Annotated in this window: 14 protein-coding genes and 1 pseudogene; 10 read left to right on the forward strand and 5 right to left on the reverse strand. The window is 67.2% G+C overall.

Annotated features, from left to right (window positions below):
* The first annotated feature begins 17 nt into the window (after positions 1-17).
* Entirely contained in the window at positions 18-404 is a 387-nt protein-coding gene (locus FMZ75_RS13525) for a hypothetical protein (RefSeq protein WP_108916953.1), read from the forward strand.
* A 537-nt stretch (positions 405-941) separates the two neighbouring features.
* Here the strand turns inward: FMZ75_RS13525 and FMZ75_RS13530 are convergent.
* The 3 genes from FMZ75_RS13530 to hppD all read right to left on the reverse strand — a co-directional run bounded on the left by FMZ75_RS13530 (position 942) and on the right by hppD (position 4,462).
* Positions 942-1,961, reverse strand: a complete 1,020-nt coding sequence (locus FMZ75_RS13530) for a fumarylacetoacetate hydrolase family protein (RefSeq protein ID WP_142863379.1) — start codon at positions 1,959-1,961, stop codon at positions 942-944.
* Between the two features lie 8 nt (positions 1,962-1,969).
* Positions 1,970-3,268, reverse strand: a complete 1,299-nt coding sequence (gene hmgA / locus FMZ75_RS13535; RefSeq protein ID WP_166143491.1) for a homogentisate 1,2-dioxygenase — start codon at positions 3,266-3,268, stop codon at positions 1,970-1,972.
* Between the two features lie 117 nt (positions 3,269-3,385).
* Positions 3,386-4,462, reverse strand: a complete 1,077-nt coding sequence (hppD, locus tag FMZ75_RS13540) for a 4-hydroxyphenylpyruvate dioxygenase (protein ID WP_166143493.1) — start codon at positions 4,460-4,462, stop codon at positions 3,386-3,388.
* Between the two features lie 87 nt (positions 4,463-4,549).
* Here hppD and maiA point away from each other — a divergent pair, with 87 nt between their 5' ends.
* Positions 4,550-5,182 (forward strand): maleylacetoacetate isomerase, encoded by a 633-nt coding sequence (gene maiA, locus FMZ75_RS13545; RefSeq protein WP_166143494.1) that lies wholly within the window; start codon positions 4,550-4,552, stop codon positions 5,180-5,182.
* Positions 5,183-5,306: 124 nt separating this feature from the next.
* Positions 5,307-6,101 carry a L,D-transpeptidase gene (locus FMZ75_RS13550; RefSeq protein WP_166143495.1) on the forward strand — a complete coding sequence of 265 codons (795 nt, stop codon included), beginning with the start codon at positions 5,307-5,309 and terminating at the stop codon, positions 6,099-6,101.
* A gap of 1 nt (position 6,102) precedes the next feature.
* On the opposite strand, the gene FMZ75_RS13555 is transcribed toward FMZ75_RS13550, so the two are convergent.
* Entirely contained in the window at positions 6,103-6,393 is a 291-nt protein-coding gene (locus FMZ75_RS13555; RefSeq protein ID WP_166143497.1) for an acyl carrier protein, read from the reverse strand.
* A gap of 203 nt (positions 6,394-6,596) precedes the next feature.
* Between FMZ75_RS13555 and egtB the strand changes: the two genes are divergently transcribed.
* The 7 genes from egtB to FMZ75_RS13590 all read left to right on the forward strand — a co-directional run bounded on the left by egtB (position 6,597) and on the right by FMZ75_RS13590 (position 15,410).
* Positions 6,597-7,937 carry an ergothioneine biosynthesis protein EgtB gene (egtB, locus tag FMZ75_RS13560; protein ID WP_166143499.1) on the forward strand — a complete coding sequence of 447 codons (1,341 nt, stop codon included), beginning with the start codon at positions 6,597-6,599 and terminating at the stop codon, positions 7,935-7,937.
* Complete coding sequence (gene egtD / locus FMZ75_RS13565) at positions 7,934-8,896, forward strand: L-histidine N(alpha)-methyltransferase (protein WP_166143501.1); 963 nt, start codon at positions 7,934-7,936, stop codon at positions 8,894-8,896. Before egtB ends, egtD begins: the two co-directional genes overlap by 4 nt.
* Positions 8,897-9,211: 315 nt before the next feature.
* A complete protein-coding gene (locus FMZ75_RS13570; protein WP_142863387.1) occupies positions 9,212-11,008 on the forward strand; it encodes an alpha/beta hydrolase in 1,797 nt (598 codons plus the stop codon).
* Positions 11,009-11,077: 69 nt separating this feature from the next.
* A complete protein-coding gene (locus tag FMZ75_RS13575) occupies positions 11,078-11,770 on the forward strand; it encodes a Crp/Fnr family transcriptional regulator (protein ID WP_244594646.1) in 693 nt (230 codons plus the stop codon).
* A gap of 190 nt (positions 11,771-11,960) precedes the next feature.
* Positions 11,961-12,350: a hypothetical protein gene (locus FMZ75_RS13580; protein ID WP_166143503.1), complete on the forward strand. Its 390-nt coding sequence runs from the start codon at positions 11,961-11,963 to the stop codon at positions 12,348-12,350.
* Positions 12,351-12,492: 142 nt separating this feature from the next.
* The gene (locus FMZ75_RS13585; RefSeq protein ID WP_166143505.1) at positions 12,493-14,724 is read left to right on the forward strand and encodes a CHASE2 domain-containing protein; all 2,232 of its coding nucleotides are present in this window, start codon (positions 12,493-12,495) and stop codon (positions 14,722-14,724) included.
* Entirely contained in the window at positions 14,721-15,410 is a 690-nt protein-coding gene (locus FMZ75_RS13590) for a hypothetical protein (RefSeq protein WP_142863389.1), read from the forward strand. The genes FMZ75_RS13585 and FMZ75_RS13590 overlap by 4 nt, the downstream gene beginning before the upstream one ends.
* A 66-nt stretch (positions 15,411-15,476) precedes the next feature.
* Here the strand turns inward: FMZ75_RS13590 and FMZ75_RS13595 are convergent.
* Positions 15,477-15,699: pseudogene (locus FMZ75_RS13595) on the reverse strand (cell division protein FtsH); the annotation flags it as partial.

A 15,699-nucleotide genomic window follows, 5' to 3' on the forward strand; every position in this document is an offset into this window, starting at 1 on the left:
GACTCTCACCAAGATGAATGCAAGTCTCGTTCACCATGGCCGATAGGTTACGCTCGCTCTTCTTCCGGCGACTTGCGCTGGGGCTCTATACGCTGACGATCATCGTCGGCGCGCTGGGCTTCGCGTCGCATCGCGGCCATGGCGGAGCGGGCGTCGGCGTCTTCCAGGATCGCGCCGCTTTCTGCCAGGACTTCCAAAAGGCTCATAGCGCGCCGCAGACGCCCTTCGTCGTCTGCTGTGACGCCTGTGTGGCCAGCGCGCCGCCGACCCTCCCGGCGATGATTACACATATCGTCTATCGTTTCGAGATTTCCACACGCTTCGATTTCGCCTCTCGCCTCGGCCGGGACCTCGATGAGAGCCCGGACAATCTCCGCTCGCGAGCGCCGCCCGCCTTCGTCTGACATCGATGCGGCCCTCCCGGGCGCGATATGCGCTCGGCTTGTCTCCTAAAGCAGCTTCCTCGCTTCGTCCTGCGTTCTCTCGCGCCGGCGTCGCATAGGCCACAGGAACGCATTCGCCACAGGAACAAGGAACGCGAATCGTCGCTCTCTGTCTCCCGAGAGCTGCGACGATTCGAGCGGACTTCCGCGAGCGCTCGCCGTCTTTTGATGGCGGACCCCGCAACCATGTCGCCCATGCGTCCTCCTCGACGCGCCTTTCCCCGAGGCGTGACATCTCCCCCGATACGAGGCGGGCCAAGGCGACGGGAGGCGGTTCAGAGCCGGCGAGGCTCGCGGAATCTGTCGACCGACTTGGAAAAGGCGGAGATCGGACCTCCCTCCGACGACCTGCGCCTTTCGAGCGAGCGCCGAGCGGACCTCGACGGGTACTGCCGGGTTCATGCCGCCTCGCTCTCTCGTCGGCCGCCACTGCGCGGCGCTCCCTCTCCCCCCGGGGGAGCGCCGCCCTTGGCCCGGCCGCCTTTCCTTCCTCGCCACTCATTCGCCTGCTCGGGACGCGACCACCTCCTGCTCGATCGCACCGAAGATCGAATGGCCGGCCGCGTCGCGCATCTCGATCCGAATGCGATCGCCCGGCTGCAAAAATCGCGTGCGCGCCGCTTCGCCGCCGAGGCTCTCGACGACGCGCTGCTCGGCGAGGCAGGAATAGCCGACGCCGCCCTCGGCGACGGGCCGGCCCGGCCCGCCGTCCGCGGCGCGATTGGAGACAGTGCCGGAGCCGATGATCGAGCCCGCGCAAAGCGCGCGCGTACGCGCGGCATGGGCGATGAGGCGGCCGAAATCGAAAGTCATGTCGACGCCGGCGTTCGGCCGCCCGAGCGGCGCCTCATCGACGAAGGAGAGCAGCGGCAAGGAGAGGCGCGCGCCGTCCCACGCGGCGCCGAGCTCGTCCGGCGTCACGGCGACCGGCGAGAAGGCCGAGGCGGGCTTGGACTGGAAAAAGCCGAAGCCCTTGGCGAGCTCGCTGGCGGTGAGGCCGCGCAAGGTCACGTCATTGGCCAGCATGACGAGCGCGATTCGCGCGCGCGCCGCCTCGGCGGCGAGGCCGAGCGGAACGTCGTCCGTGACGACGGCGACCTCCGCCTCGAGATCGAGGCCGAATTTCCCATCGAGATAGGGAATGGGATCGCGCGGTCCCGCGAACCCGTCCGAGCCGCCCTGATAGATCAGCGGATCGCTCCAGAACGAGGGCGGCATCTCGACGCCGCGCGCCTTTCTCACCAGCGCGACGTGATTCACATAGGCCGAGCCGTCGGCCCATTGATAGGCGCGCGGCAGCGGCGAGGCGCAATCATGCTCGCGAAAGCGAAAGGAGGGGAGCAGACCCGCCTCCAGCCGCTCTGCGACCTCGGCGAGGCGCGGCGCGGCGCGCGGCCAATCGTCCAGCGCCGCCTGCAAGGTCGGCGCGACCTGCGTCGCCTCTATGGCGCGCGTCAAATCCCGCGAGACGACGACGAGCTTTCCATCGCGCCCATGCTTCAAGGAAGCCAGCTTCATCTTTGTCCTCACCGCGTCCCGCAAAAGCGGCGCGCGAGCCCCGCCCAGCAATCGGAATAGTCGATCTGCAATGTCTCGAGCGCAGCGGCGTAGCGCGTCACATGCTGCGGCAGGCGCGTCTCCAGCATGAAGGCGAGCGTGCCCGCGAGCTTTTGCGGCGCCAGCGTCGCCCGCGTCGCCTGCTCGAAGCTCTCCGCGTCGGGCCCGTGCGGCAACATGCAATCGTGCAGCGAGACGCCGCCGGGGAGAAAGCCGTCCGGCTTGGCGTCATAGCGCCCATAGACGAGCCCCATGAATTCGCTCATCGCATTCATATGGAACCAGGGCGGCCGAAACGTATGTTCGGCGACGAGCCAGCGCTCTGGAAAAATCAGAAAATCGAGATCGGGAGTCCCTTTCCGCTCCGACGGCGCCGTCAGCACGCAGAAGATCGACGGATCGGGATGATCGAAGAGCAGCGCCCCGACCGGCGAGAAGCGCCGAAGATCATATTTGTAGGGCGCGTAATTGCCGTGCCAGGCGACGACGTCCAGCGGCGAATGATCGAGCGCGCAGACGAAGAATTTGCCGCCCCATTTCACCGTGAGCCGGCAAGGCCGCTCGATATCTTCGAAAGCGGCGACCGGCGCCTCGAAATCGCGAGCATTGGCGAGACAATTGGCGCCGATCGGCCCGCGATCGGGCAGAGTGAAAGGCGCGCCGTAATTCTCGCAGACATAGCCGCGCGCCGGGCCGGCGACCAGCTCCGCCTTGAATTTCACGCCGCGCGGAACGACGCCGATCTCGCCCGGCGAAATCTCCATCGCGCCGAGTTCTGTGACGAAGCGCAGCGCGCCCTCTTGCGGCAAAATGAGCAATTCGCCGTCGGCGTCGTAGAAATAATCCTCGGCCATGGAGCGCGTGACGAAATAGAGCCCCGCCGCCATGCCGCTCCGTGCATCGACGTCGCCCGCCGTCGTCATCACGCGCAGGCCGGCCGGAAAAGTGAGCGCGTCATCCGGCATGGTCGGCGGCCCCCAGCGATAGGGTCCGAGCGGCAAATCGCTCTCGTCGCGCGCCGGCGCGCTTTTCCAAAAGGGAAGATCGCGCCGCTCGAAACGCCCGACATGCCGCACAGAAGGGCGAATGCGATAGAGCCAGGACCGCGCATTGGCGCCGCGCGGCGCGGTGAAGGGCGAACCCGACAATTGCTCCGCATAGAGCCCGTAAGGACAATGCTGCGGCGAATTCTGCCCCACGGGCAGGGCGCCGGGCAGCGCCTCGCTGGCGAATTCATTGCCGAAGCCGGACATGTAACGCAGTGTCATGGCTCAATCTCCGATGACGGCGCGCGCCCCACCCTCGCCCCTCGAGGGCGCCCGCGACGTCCTGGCCGGGCTTGTCCCGGCCAGGACGGCGGCAGTGTCTCGCGATATCTCCATCCCTCATGCTCCCGCAGGCAGCACGCCGCGCTTCACCTGATCGTCCTCGATCGACTGGAACAGAGCGCGGAAATTTCCTTCGCCGAATCCCTCGTCGCCCTTGCGCTGGATGAATTCGAAAAAAATCGGCCCGATCACCGTCTTCGAAAAAATCTGCAACAAGAGCTTGCGTCCTTCGCCGTCGATCAGAATGCCGAGCTCGCGCAACGCGTCGAGATTTTCGCCATGTCCCGGCAGCCGCTCGTCGACGCGCGCGTAATAAGAGTCCGGCGGCGCCGGCATGAATTGCAGCCCGCGCGCCCGCAGCGCCGTCACCGTGCGATAGATGTCGTCGCAGGCGCAGGCGACATGCTGAATGCCTTCCCCCCGATAAGCGACGAGATATTCCTCGATCTGACTCTTGTCGTCGACGCTCTCGTTGATCGGAATTCGTATCTTCCCGCAGGGGCTGGTCATGGCGCGCGAATGCAGGCCGGTGAGCTTTCCCTCTATGTCGAAATAGCGAATCTGCTGGAAGGCGAAGAAGCGCTCGTACCACCCGGCCCATTCGTCCATATGGCCGCGATAGACATTATGGGTGAGGTGGTCGATGACCGTGAGGCCGGCGCCTTCGGGATGCGGATCGCGCGCGCCGGTCCAGCGAAAATCGACGTCGAAGATCGAGCCGCGCTCGCCATAGCGATCGACGAGATAGATGAGCGCGCCGCCGACGCCGACGAGCGCCGGAATCTTCAATTCCATCGGCCCGATCTTCGTCTCCGCCGCGCGCGCGCCCAAGGCGAGCGCGCGCTCGAAAGCAAGGCGCGCATCCGCCACGCGAAAGCCCATGGCGCAGGCGCAAGGCCCATGCGCGTGGGAGAAATCCGCAGCGAAACTGTCCGGCTCGGCGTTGAGCACGTAATTCACGTCGCCCTGCCGATAGAGCGTCACATCCTTGGAGCGATGCCGCGCGACGGCGGCGAAGCCCATTTGCTCGAGCAGAGCCGCGAGCTTCGCCGGCTCGGGATGGGCGAATTCGACGAATTCGAAACCATCTGTCCCCATCGGATTTTCGGGCGAAGGCGACGGAGAAGGCGACATGGCGGCCTCCTTGCGAATGACGCTCGCCTTCAACATATTGCGCGCTGCCGCCGATTGAAGTCCCGGCGGACGGCGGAGGCGGCGGCAATGAAGCTCTATGATTACTTTCGGTCCTCGGCCGCCTATCGCGTGCGCATCGCCATCGAGCTGAAAAGCTTGGACGTCGAGCGCATCCCCGTGCATCTGGCGCGCGGCGAGCAGCGCCTGCCCGAATATCTCGCGAAGAATCCCCAAGGCCTCGCGCCGGCGCTGGAGCTCGACGACGGGACGATCATCATCCAATCCTTGGCGATCATCGACTATCTCGACGCGCTCGCGCCGCGGCCGCTGCTGACGCCGAAAGACCCTCTGCTCGCGGCCAAGGCGCGCGGCGTAGCTCTCGCCATCGCCTGCGACATTCATCCGCTCAACAATCGCCGTGTGCTCGACTATTTGCGCGAAAAGCTCGGCCAGGACGAATCCGGCGTCGACGCCTGGATCCATCATTGGGCCCTGAAAGGCGGGCTGGAGGCGGTGGAGCGGCTGATCGAGCCCGGCCCCTTCTGCTTCGGCGCGCAGCCGACGATCGCCGATGTCTGCCTCGTTCCGCAGCTCTTCGCGGCGCGGCGCTTTGCGACGCCGCTGGACGCGCTGCCGAAGCTTCTCGCCGTGGAGGCGCATTGCCTCGCCCACCCCGCCTTCGCCGCCGCCGAGCCGTCACGACAGGCCGACGCCGAATAGAACCGCGCGCCCTGTCACGCCCGCGCCGGCGCTCCATATGCTCGAGACAGTGTGGCGGCCTCGTTCCACTTTTCGCCGTCTTCGTCTTCGACAAAAGGCGTTTCCGCTTTTTTAGGAAATCGGCATGTCGCTTCGTCTGCGTCTCGTCCTCGCCGCCGCCGCTCTGCTCGTGAATGCGGGCGCGGCGGTCGCTCAATATTATTATTGGCCGGAGTCGAGCTATGGCCCGCAGAGCGGCGCCGCCGACGATCCCTACGCCGAGCCGCAGCCGCGCCGCCCGCGCGCCCGCGCCAATTGGCCGTTCGACGAGGAGCGCCGCGATCCGCCGCGGGTCCGCGACCGGGCGCATCGGGAGCGGGCGCATCGGGAGGAGGACGAGCTCGAGCGGCGGCGCCTCGCCGCCCTGCCGCCGGACGCCGATCCCGATTATTCGACGCCGATCGACTATGACGACGACGTCGACATGCGGCAGACGCGTCGCCGCTTCGTCGCCGATCCGACCGCCGGCGATCCGGGCACGCTGACGATCGACACGCGCGCGCGGCGTCTCTATCTCTCGCTGGAGGACGGCCGCGCGGTCGAATATGCGATCGGCGTCGGCCGCACCGGATTCTCCTGGAAAGGCGAGGCGAAGATCGGCCGCAAAGCCTTCTGGCCGGGCTGGACGCCGCCGCCGGAAATGCTGGAGCGCCGCCCCGATCTGCCGGAGCATATGGACGGGGGCTTGAGAAATCCGCTCGGCGCGCGGGCGCTCTATCTGTTCCAGGGGCAGAAGGACACTTTGTTCCGCATTCACGGAACCAATGAGCCGGAGAGCATCGGCCGCGCGGTCTCGTCCGGCTGCATCCGAATGCTCAATGCGGATGTGATCGACCTCTATGGCCGCGTCGCCAAAGGCGCCCGCGTCGTGGTGCGCTGACTCACGCCGCCCGCGGGCGCGCCTCGGCCTCCAGCAGATCGCCGATGAGCGCGGCGGTCGTCGCCATGGTGGCCATGCTGCGGCGCTCGAGCATGGGCTTCGGAAACTCGACGTCCAGCGTCGCTTCGAGCCACAGCATCACCTGCACGGCGCAGAAGGGCGAGAGCCCGGCGGCGTAGAGATCGGCCTCGGCGGAAAGGCTCGCCGCGGCGGCCGGCAGATTGCCCTTGGCGTCCACGGCGCGGCGGATGATCTCGATCGACGTCTCGCTGTTCATGATTTCGGTCTTCATGGCCCCATCCCTTCGCTTCGCGCTCTCGTCTCGTCGAGCGTGAGGGAAGCATAGGACGCGCCATCCAGAGCGGCTGTGCGCCTTCGCACGAGCCTCGCCGCGAGCGCGGCTGTCGCCGATTGCCGACGCATCGGCGCGGCCTATATGGCCCGCTGTTCGACGGCGCCGAAAACGGCGCGACCTTTGCCCCAGGATGAGAGCCGATGGCGACGCGGCCGATGGCGCGAACGGATTTCGCTTCGCCTCCACATGGCGACCCTCCCCTCGAGACCGAGACATTGCGCGCTCGGCTCGCCGCGACGCGCGCGCGCACTCTGGCGCTCGCCGCGCCACTCGGCCCCGAGGATATGGCGGCGCAGGCGATCGAGGAGGCGAGCCCCACGAAGTGGCATCTCGCCCATACGAGCTGGTTCTTCGAGACCTTCGTGCTGGCGCGCTTTCTGCCCGGCTATCGCCTCTTCGATCCCGCTTTCGGCTATTGCTTCAACTCCTATTACGAGAGCGCCGGGGCCAGGCAGCCGCGGCCGCGGCGCGGCCTGCTGAGCCAGCCTTCGCTGGAGCGCGTCATGGCCTATCGCCGCCATGTCGAGGAGGCGCTGGAGCAGCTCTTCGACTCGGGCCTCGCGCCGCAGAGCGAGGCGGCGCGGCTGCTGGAGCTCGGACTGCAGCATGAGCAGCAGCATCAGGAACTGATCCTCAGCGATATTCTCGCGCTCTTCGCCGCCAATCCGCTGCGGCCGGCCTATCGCGCCGCGCCGCCGCGCGGCCTTTGCGGCGCGCCGGAGCCGCTGCGCTGGATCGGCTACGCCGGCGGAATCGTGCGCATCGGAAGCGACGCCGACGACCATTTCGCCTTCGACCGAGATTTCGCTTTCGACAATGAGACGCCGCGTCACGACGCGCTGATTCATCCTTTCGAGATCGCCGATCGGCCGGTGACCAACGCCGAATGGCTGGAGTTCGTCGAGGATGGCGGCTATGGCGATCCCGCCTTCTGGCTCTTCGACGGCTGGGCGACGATCCAGCGCGAGGGCTGGGAGGCGCCGGCCTATTGGGAGCGGCGCGGCGGCCTCTGGCTCGCCATGACGCTGGAAGGATTGCGGCCGCTGGAGCCCGCCGCGCCTGTCGTCCATGTGAGCTTCTACGAGGCGGACGCCTTCGCTCGCTGGGCCGGCGCGCGCCTCCCCACCGAATTCGAATGGGAGACGGTGGCGCAGCAGGAGCCGGTCGCCGGCAATCTGCTCGAGGACGACGCACTGCGTCCCCTGCCGCCGGCGGAGACATTCCAGGGCCATGCGCGCCAGCTCTTCGGCGATGTGTGGGAGTGGACCGGCAGCGCCTATCTCCCCTACCCCGCCTATCGCCGGCCGGCCGGCGCCATAGGCGAATACAACGCCAAATTCATGTGCGACCAGCATGTGCTGCGTGGCGGCTGCTGCGCGACGCCGCAGAGCCATATTCGCGCGAGCTATCGCAACTTCCTCTATGCGCGCCAACGCTGGCTCTTCGCCGGCCTGCGCCTCGCCAGGGATGTCGGCCGATGACCAATGATATCGATCGCGCGACGCCTTCGGAGCCGAAGGGCCGCGGCTTCGCGGCCGATGTGCTCGACGGTCTCTCGCGCGCCGAAAAACGCCTCTCCTGCGTCTATTTCTACGATGCGGCGGGCAGCGAATTGTTCGACGAGATCACGCGTCTGCCCGATTATTATCCGACCCGCGTCGAGACGGACATTCTCGCCGCGCATGGCGAGGAGATGCTCGACGGCGCCGCAGAGGATACGGCGCTGGTCGAGTTCGGCTCCGGCTCCAGCCGCAAGACCGAAATATTGCTCGAGCGCGCGCCGCGCCTCGCGCTCTATGCGCCGATCGACGTCTGCGCCAGCGCGCTGGAGAAAGCGCGCGCGCGTCTTTCCGCGCGCTTCCCGCATTTGCGCGTCTGCCCCATCGTCGCCGATTTCTCGCGGCCGGCGCCGCTGCCCGCCGATCTCGCCGATCGCCGCCGCATCGGCTTCTTCCCCGGCTCGACGATCGGCAATTTCGCGCCGGACGAAGCGCGCGCTCTGCTGCTGGCCATGCGCGTGTTGCTCGGGCCGGGCGGGCGGCTCATCGTCGGCGTCGATCTGAAGAAGGACCCGTCGCGCCTCATCGCCGCCTACAACGACGCGCATGGCGTGACGGCGGCCTTCAACCTCAATCTATTGGCGCGTATAAATCGCGAGCTCGGCGGCGGCTTCGATCTCTCGGGCTTTTGCCATCAGGCGATCTATGACGCGCGCGCCGGCCGCATAGAAATGCGCCTCGTCAGCCGTCGACGGCAGACGGCGAAGATCGGCGGCCGCGACTTCGCCTTCTCGCGCGGCGAAGCGATCCATACGGAAGATTGCTACAAATATGGCGTGGACGAGTTCCGCGTCACGGCGAGCGACGCCGGCTGGGAGCCCGGACGCGTGTGGACGGATGGGGAGGCGCTGTTCAGCGTGCACGAGCTGCAGGCGCCTTAGGGGGCGCTCTCGATCCAGAAAATCGCAACGACCCTCATCCGACCTCGCTTCGCGAGGCCACCTTCTCCCACAAGTGGGAGAAGGATGCGCGCCGTTCGATCGCGAAACCAGGAGAGGTTCGCGCTCCTTCTCCCGATCGATGGACAGCGCCACAATCTGCCGCGGCAGAACGCGCATGGCGCGGCGCCGGCTCGCGGTATAGATTTCACAGCTGCAGCTCATAGCGTCGTCGTTGTGGGCCCGAGCCGCGCGCCGTCACGATCATTTCATGAATTTCGCGTCGACATTAGCCCTCACCTCCACAGGAGACCGCGGATGAACATCGTCTCCCCCACCGTCACTTCGCCGCCGCTCGCAGAAGCGACGCCGCGGGAGATCGACCGTAGCGGCGAAATCCCCTCCTTCGACACGCTGGATCGCGCCGCCCGCGCCTTTGCGGCGCGCTTCACGCAAGGCGTCTCGCCGCTGGCGCAAATGTCGGCCTGGCTCGATTGGGCGACGCATCTGACCCGCGCGCCGGGACGGCAGATCGAATTGTCGCTCGCCGCCATGCAGGACGCCGCCAGATACGCGCACTTCGTCGCTCATGCGGCGCGCGGCGAGACCGTCGCGGCGCCCTTCGCGCCCGCGCCTTTCGACAAGCGTTTCGACGATCCCGCTTGGGACGCGCCGCCTTTCGCCTTTTGGAAGCAGGGATTTCTCGCGAGCGAGCATTGGTGGCGGCAGGCGACGCGCGAGGCGCGCGGCATGACGCCCAATGACGCCGCCCGCGTCGCCTTCATGGCGCAGCAATGGCTCGCGCTGTTCTCGCCCTCCAACGCCTTCTGGCTCAATCCGACCGTCATCGACCGCACGATGAAGGAAGGCGGCGCCAATCTCCTGCGCGGCGCGGAAAATTTCATCGAAGATTACACCCGCGCGCTTCTGAACACGCCCAATGGAGGCAATGGCTTTCGCGTCGGAATCGATGTGGCGGCGACGCCGGGCGAGGTGATCTTCCGCAACGAGCTGATCGAGCTCATCCAATACGGCCCCTCGACGGGAAGCGTCCACGCCGAGCCGATATTGATCGTCCCGGCCTGGATCATGAAATATTACGTGCTCGATCTGCAGCCGCAGAATTCGCTGGTGCGCTATCTGGTCTCGCAGGGCTTTTCCGTCTTCATGATCTCCTGGCGCAATCCGACGCCGGAAGATCGCGATCTCTCCTTCGACGATTACCGCGTCTGCGGCGTGCTCGCGGCGCTGAATGCAATCGGCGCCGTGCTGCCAGGCCGCAAGATCCATGGCTGCGGCTATTGCCTCGGCGGCACGCTGCTCTCCATCGCCGCGGCGGCGATGGCGCGCGATCACGACGAGCGTTTCGCCAGCCTCACCCTGCTCGCCGCGCAGACCGACTTCAGCGAGCCCGGCGAGCTGATGCTCTTCGTCGACGCGGCGCAGGTCGCATTTCTCGAAGATATGATGTGGGACCAGGGCGTGCTCGACACGCGGCAGATGGCGGGCGCCTTCGCGGCGCTGCGCTCCAATGAGCTGGTCTGGTCCAAGGCGGTGCGCGAATATCTGCTCGGCGAGCGGCAAAAGCCCAATGATCTCATGGCCTGGAGCGCCGATCAGACGCGAATGCCCTATCGAATGCACTCACAATATTTGCGCGGCCTGTTCCTCGAGAATCGCCTCACCGCCGGCCGCTACGCCGTGGAGGGCGAGGTGGTGGCGCTGAAGGACATATCGGCGCCCATGTTCGTCGTCGGCACGGAGACCGATCATATCGCTCCCTGGCGCTCTGTGTACAAAGTCCATCTCTTCACCGACGACGAGCTGACCTTCGTGCTGACCACTGGCGGCCATAACGCCGGCGTCGTCTCGGAGCCGGGCCATCACGGCCGCTCCTATCACACGGGCCTGCGCCAGGCAGGCGGTCACTATGTCTCCGCCGACAAATGGCTGGCCGCGGCGCGGCGGGAAGAAGGCTCCTGGTGGCCGCTCTGGGCCGATTGGCTCGTCGCCCACGGCTCGACGGAGCGCGTCTCGCCGCCGCCCATGGGGGCCCCGGCGCGGGGCTTCGCGCCGCTCTGCGCCGCGCCCGGAAACTATGTCCACGAACATTGAGCGCTTTCCGCTCGACGCGCGATCAAATACTCGTCAAACTGCGCTCATGGCTCTGGGCGGGGCGATACCGTGTCGAATTCTTTGTTGCGAATTGCATATTTCGAGGGGCTCGACTCCGCCGAGGCGGAGCGGATCGCCCGCAAATGCATTTGGCGGCGCGTCGACGAGCATGAGCTCGTCGTCGATTACGACGATCGCTCGACGGACGTCTATTTCATCGTCTCCGGCGATCTGCGCGTGCTCATCCGCACGCCGGCGGGCAAGGAGGTCATTCTCTGCGACCTCCATCCCGGCCAGATTTTCGGCGAGATGGCGGCGATCGACGGCGCGGAGCGCTCGGCCAATGTGTCGGCTCTGACCAAATCCGAGCTCTGCATCATGCCGTCGAGCGTGTTCAAAAATGTGCTCTTCTCCCAGCCGGCCGTCTGCGAGAAAGTGCTGCGCCTGCTGACGAAGCGCATTCGCGATCTCAACGCGCGACTGTTCGAGCGCTCGGTGCTCGATCTGCGCCACCGGCTCTACGCCGAGCTGCTGCGCCTCGCGCTGCCGCGCAAGGGGCATGAGGGCCAGTCGATCATCTCGCCGCCGCCGCTGCAGCATGATCTCGCCGCCCGCATCGGCTGCCGGCGCGAGCAGGTCAATCGCGAAGTGCAGGCGATGATCCACGAAGGCCTCGCCGAGAAAATCCGCGGCGGACTGGTGCTGCTGCGGCCCGCGACGCTGGAGCAGCGTCTGACCGCCTGCCTGGAGCAGGCCGGCTGAAAAAGATCTATGAATCGCGCCGGGACCGCGCCGGCCGTCTGTGCGCCGACGCACAAACAGCCGCGTGGGGGCCTGCTAAATCTTTTTGCTTCGAGGCGCTTCCGACGCCGAGCCGTCCCCTTCGGCCGGTAGCGCTCTCGAGTGGCGACGCCGCTCGCGATGAGCGGCCAACCGGCTGGACGAGCCCGCAATGCCCTTCGTGCTCATTTCGATTCCCCGTTGCGCCGAGCTCTGCGGCCTGGAGCCGCACGAGGCGATCGCCGGCGCCGTCCCCTCGCCCTCGTACCAATCGCTCTACGAAAGCTATCTGATGCTGTGCGATCGCGGCGCGGATTTCGTGCGCGAGCTCGTCATCGCCGACCTGCGCCGCGCGCTGGACCTCGGCGCGCAGCGCCTCGCCGCCGAGCTGCTGCTGGTTCTGCGCCGCTTTCTCTCCGCGCCGCGCGGCGCGCCGCGCTCCCGGCCGCCGCCGCTGGATGGGAGCGCGCTCGAGGCCGCTCTCGGCCTCGTCGAGCGTCTCGCGGCCTATCGCACGCCCGGCGCGCGCGGCGGCGGCGCTGGAATTTCGGAGACGGCGTGAGAAGGCCGCTCCGGTCGACGCGATCGACCGCTCGGTCTAGCGTTTCCGGCCGAAGTGGACATCGGTTCGGCGTTGGAAACGCGTCGAATCGAGAGCGCTCGTAGCGCAAGTCGCGCCCTCGGCCGGCGCATGGGAGGCGTGATTGAAGCGCACACGGCGACGCAGACCGGCCTATTATCTCGCGACCGCGACTGCGGCTCTCGCCGTGCTCGCGATCGGCCGGCTGCAGCCGCCGGCGCTGGACGATCTGCGCAATTTCGTCTTCGACACGTTTCAGCGTCTCGCCCCGCAGCCCTATGATCCGGGCCTTCCGGTGCGGGTCGTCGCCGTGGACGAGGAGAGCCTCGCCGCCTTCGGCCAATGGCCCTGGCCGCGCACGCGCCTCGCCGAGCTCGTCGACAAGCTGGCAGAGGCGGGCGCCGCGGCGATCGCCTTCGATATCATCTTCTCCGAAGAGGATCAGACCAGCCTCGATCATTTCGTTCGGCGATTGCCCGACGGGCCCGCCAAGGCGGAGATCGCCGCGGTCGCAGCCAACGCCATTCCCAATGATCGTCTGTTCGCCCGCGCGATCGCGGCGGCGCCGGCGGCGCTCGGCCTCACTCTCTCCAACGCCGGTCCGAAAAGCGCGTCGCCGCCAAAGGCCGGCTTCGCCATAGCGGGCGACGACCCGACGTCTTTCCTGAGCCGCTTTCCCGCCGCCGTCACGCCGATCGCCGAGCTGGCGGAGGCGGCGCGCGGCCTCGGCGCGACCAATTGGGCGCCCGATCGCGATGGCGTCGTGCGCCGCGTTCCGCTGCTCGGCGCCGGCCCCGGCGGGCTCACGCCCTCACTGGCGCTGGAGGCGCTGCGCCTCGCCCAGGGCGCCTCGACGCTGGTCATTCGCTCCTCCAACGCCAGCGGCGAGACCGCCTTCGGGCGCCAGACCGGCGTCAATGCGGTGAAGGTCGGCGCCTTCGAGATCGCCGTCGGCGCCGCGGCCGACATTCGTCCGCGCTACGGCGCCGAAGCGCCCGAGCGCGTGCTCTCGGCGACGGCGGTTCTCCAGGGCCGCGCGCCGCGAGACGAGATAGAGGGGCGCATCCTCTTCATCGGCGCCACGGCCATCGGATTGGGCGATATTCGCGCCACGCCGCTGCAGCCGACGATTCCGGGCGTCGAGATCCATTCGCAGATCGTCGAATCTCTGCTCTCCGGCGCGCTGCTGTCACGGCCGGATTGGGCGGCCGGCCTCGAGCTCGTCGTCGCCGGCGCCGCTTTCGTCCTCGTCGCTTCGCTGCTGCTGCTGGTCGCGCCGCTGTTTTCGGCGCTCGCCGCGATCGGCCTGATCGCGGCCCTGTTCACCGCATCCTTTTGGATCTTCGATCGCGCCGGCCTGCTCGTCGACGCCGCCTTTCCGAGCCTTTCGGCCGCGCTCGCCTATGGCGTCGGCGCGGTGGCGCTGTGGCGCAACGATCAAGCCGCGCGGCGTCATGTGCATATGGCTTTCGGAAAATTCATCGCGCCCGCCGTCGTCGAGGGCCTCGTCGAGCATCCAGAGCGGCTGGTGCTCGGCGGCGAGACGCGCGAGCTGACGGTTCTGTTCTCTGATCTGCGCGATTTCTCCACCATTTCGGAAGGGCTCACCGCGCAGGAGCTCACGCATTTCATGAACGCCTATCTGACGCCGATGACCGACGCCATTCTCGATCGCGAGGGCACGGTCGACAAATATATCGGCGACGCCGTCATGGCGTTCTGGAATGCGCCGCTCGACATCGCCGACCATCCGCGCAAGGCCGTCCGCGCCGCGCTCGACATGCGCGCCGCCATGGCGCGCTTCAACGCCGAGCGCGCCGCCGAGGCCGCGCACGCGGGGCGCGACTATCGCGAGGCGGCGATGGGCGTAGGCCTCAATCTCGGGCCCTGCAGCGTCGGCAATATGGGCTCGACGCGACGCTTCGACTATTCGATCCTCGGCGATGTCGTGAATCTCACCTCGCGGCTCGAAGGGCTATGTAAATGGTTCCGCGTCGATATTCTGGTTTCCGGCGATTTGCGCGACGCCGCCGCCGGCTTCGCCTGGCTCGATCTCGGCGCGGCGCAGGTGGTCGGGCGATCGGCGCCGACGCGCATCTATGCGCTGGCGGGAGACGAGGCCTTTGCGGCGAGCGAGGCGTTCGCCGCCTGGCGTGACGAGCATAGGACGATGATGCGCTATCACGCCGAATGGGATTTTACCCGCGCCCGCGCCGCGGCGGCGCGCATGACGGCCATCGTCGAGCCGCATTGGACTGGCTGCTATTTGGCGTTGGAACAGAGATTCGCGGCTTTCGAGGCGGCCCCGCCCGCAAAGTCCGATGGCGGACCCATTTGGAAGATGGATAGCAAATGACGGGCGTGACGGAAGAAAGCGCGGAAGCGCGCAGGCTGCGCTATTGGGGACGGATCGAGCCGGCGTATGAGCCGGACGCTTTCGCGGCGCTCGATTCGGCCTATCGGCAGCCGCATCGCTCCTACCACAGTTGGGCGCATATCGACGAGCTGCTGGCGGGTCTCGAGCGTTTCGGCGCGCTGGCGACGCGGCCGGATTTGATCGCCGCGGCGATCTTCTGGCACGACGCCGTCCATCTCGCGCGCGATCCTGACGGCAAGACGCGGCTCGACCGGCAGAATGTGCGCGACAGCGTCGCCGCCTTCCGTCGCCACACGACGCTCGAAGGGAGCGAGGCGCAGGCCGTCGAAGACCTCGTCATGGCGACATCCGATCATGTGGGCGCGCGCGCGACGACCGAGCATTATCCCGGCTTCGCCGCCGATCTCGATCTCTTCGTCGATCTCGATTTGAGCCCGCTCGCGGCGCCTTGGGAAATTTTCGCCGCCAATACGCAGAAAATCCGCTCGGAATCGGTAGGCGTGGAGGAAGCCGAATTCGCCGCCAATCAAGTGAAGATGCTGGAGGGGCTCGCGCGTGGCGATGCGCCGGTCTTTCGCCGCGCCGAGACGCGCGCGGCTTGGGACGCCACGGCGCGCGTCAATCTCGCGCGCTGCATAGCGGGGCTGCGCGCCGCCGGACGCTGAGCGTCGCGCCGATCGACCCCCCCATAAAAAAAACCCGCCGAAGACCGACGGGGTTTTTGTTTTCAGTCAGACCGGATTGGGCTCGAGCCCGCCGGCGTCCGGCTCCGGCGAAGGACGCGCCGCGCCGGCCGTCGGCACGGGCGAGGGGCGCGCCGGCGGGGCCGCGGGCGGCACATCTTCGCGCACCGGGCGCTTGCCCTGCAGCAGGCCGATCATCTCGTCGCCGGTCAGCGTCTCGAACTCCAGAAGGCCATTGGCCAGCACGTCGAGATCGCCGCGCTTCTCGGTC

The sequence above is a fragment of the Methylosinus sp. RM1 genome (assembly GCF_011378635.1).
Classification (GTDB): Bacteria; Pseudomonadota; Alphaproteobacteria; order Rhizobiales; family Beijerinckiaceae; genus Methylosinus; species Methylosinus sporium.

Excerpts from the sequence above, each read along its gene's own strand:
- FMZ75_RS13525 (WP_108916953.1), top strand. The coding sequence starts at position 18 with ATGCAAGTCTCGTTCACCATGGCCGATAGGTTACGCTCGCTCTTCTTC.
- FMZ75_RS13530 (WP_142863379.1), bottom strand. The coding sequence starts at position 1,961 with ATGAAGCTGGCTTCCTTGAAGCATGGGCGCGATGGAAAGCTCGTCGTC.
- hmgA (WP_166143491.1), bottom strand. The coding sequence starts at position 3,268 with ATGACACTGCGTTACATGTCCGGCTTCGGCAATGAATTCGCCAGCGAG.
- hppD (WP_166143493.1), bottom strand. The coding sequence starts at position 4,462 with ATGTCGCCTTCTCCGTCGCCTTCGCCCGAAAATCCGATGGGGACAGAT.
- maiA (WP_166143494.1), top strand. The coding sequence starts at position 4,550 with ATGAAGCTCTATGATTACTTTCGGTCCTCGGCCGCCTATCGCGTGCGC.
- FMZ75_RS13550 (WP_166143495.1), top strand. The coding sequence starts at position 5,307 with ATGTCGCTTCGTCTGCGTCTCGTCCTCGCCGCCGCCGCTCTGCTCGTG.
- FMZ75_RS13555 (WP_166143497.1), bottom strand. The coding sequence starts at position 6,393 with ATGAAGACCGAAATCATGAACAGCGAGACGTCGATCGAGATCATCCGC.
- egtB (WP_166143499.1), top strand. The coding sequence starts at position 6,597 with ATGGCGACGCGGCCGATGGCGCGAACGGATTTCGCTTCGCCTCCACAT.
- egtD (WP_166143501.1), top strand. The coding sequence starts at position 7,934 with ATGACCAATGATATCGATCGCGCGACGCCTTCGGAGCCGAAGGGCCGC.
- FMZ75_RS13570 (WP_142863387.1), top strand. The coding sequence starts at position 9,212 with ATGAACATCGTCTCCCCCACCGTCACTTCGCCGCCGCTCGCAGAAGCG.
- FMZ75_RS13580 (WP_166143503.1), top strand. The coding sequence starts at position 11,961 with ATGCCCTTCGTGCTCATTTCGATTCCCCGTTGCGCCGAGCTCTGCGGC.
- FMZ75_RS13590 (WP_142863389.1), top strand. The coding sequence starts at position 14,721 with ATGACGGGCGTGACGGAAGAAAGCGCGGAAGCGCGCAGGCTGCGCTAT.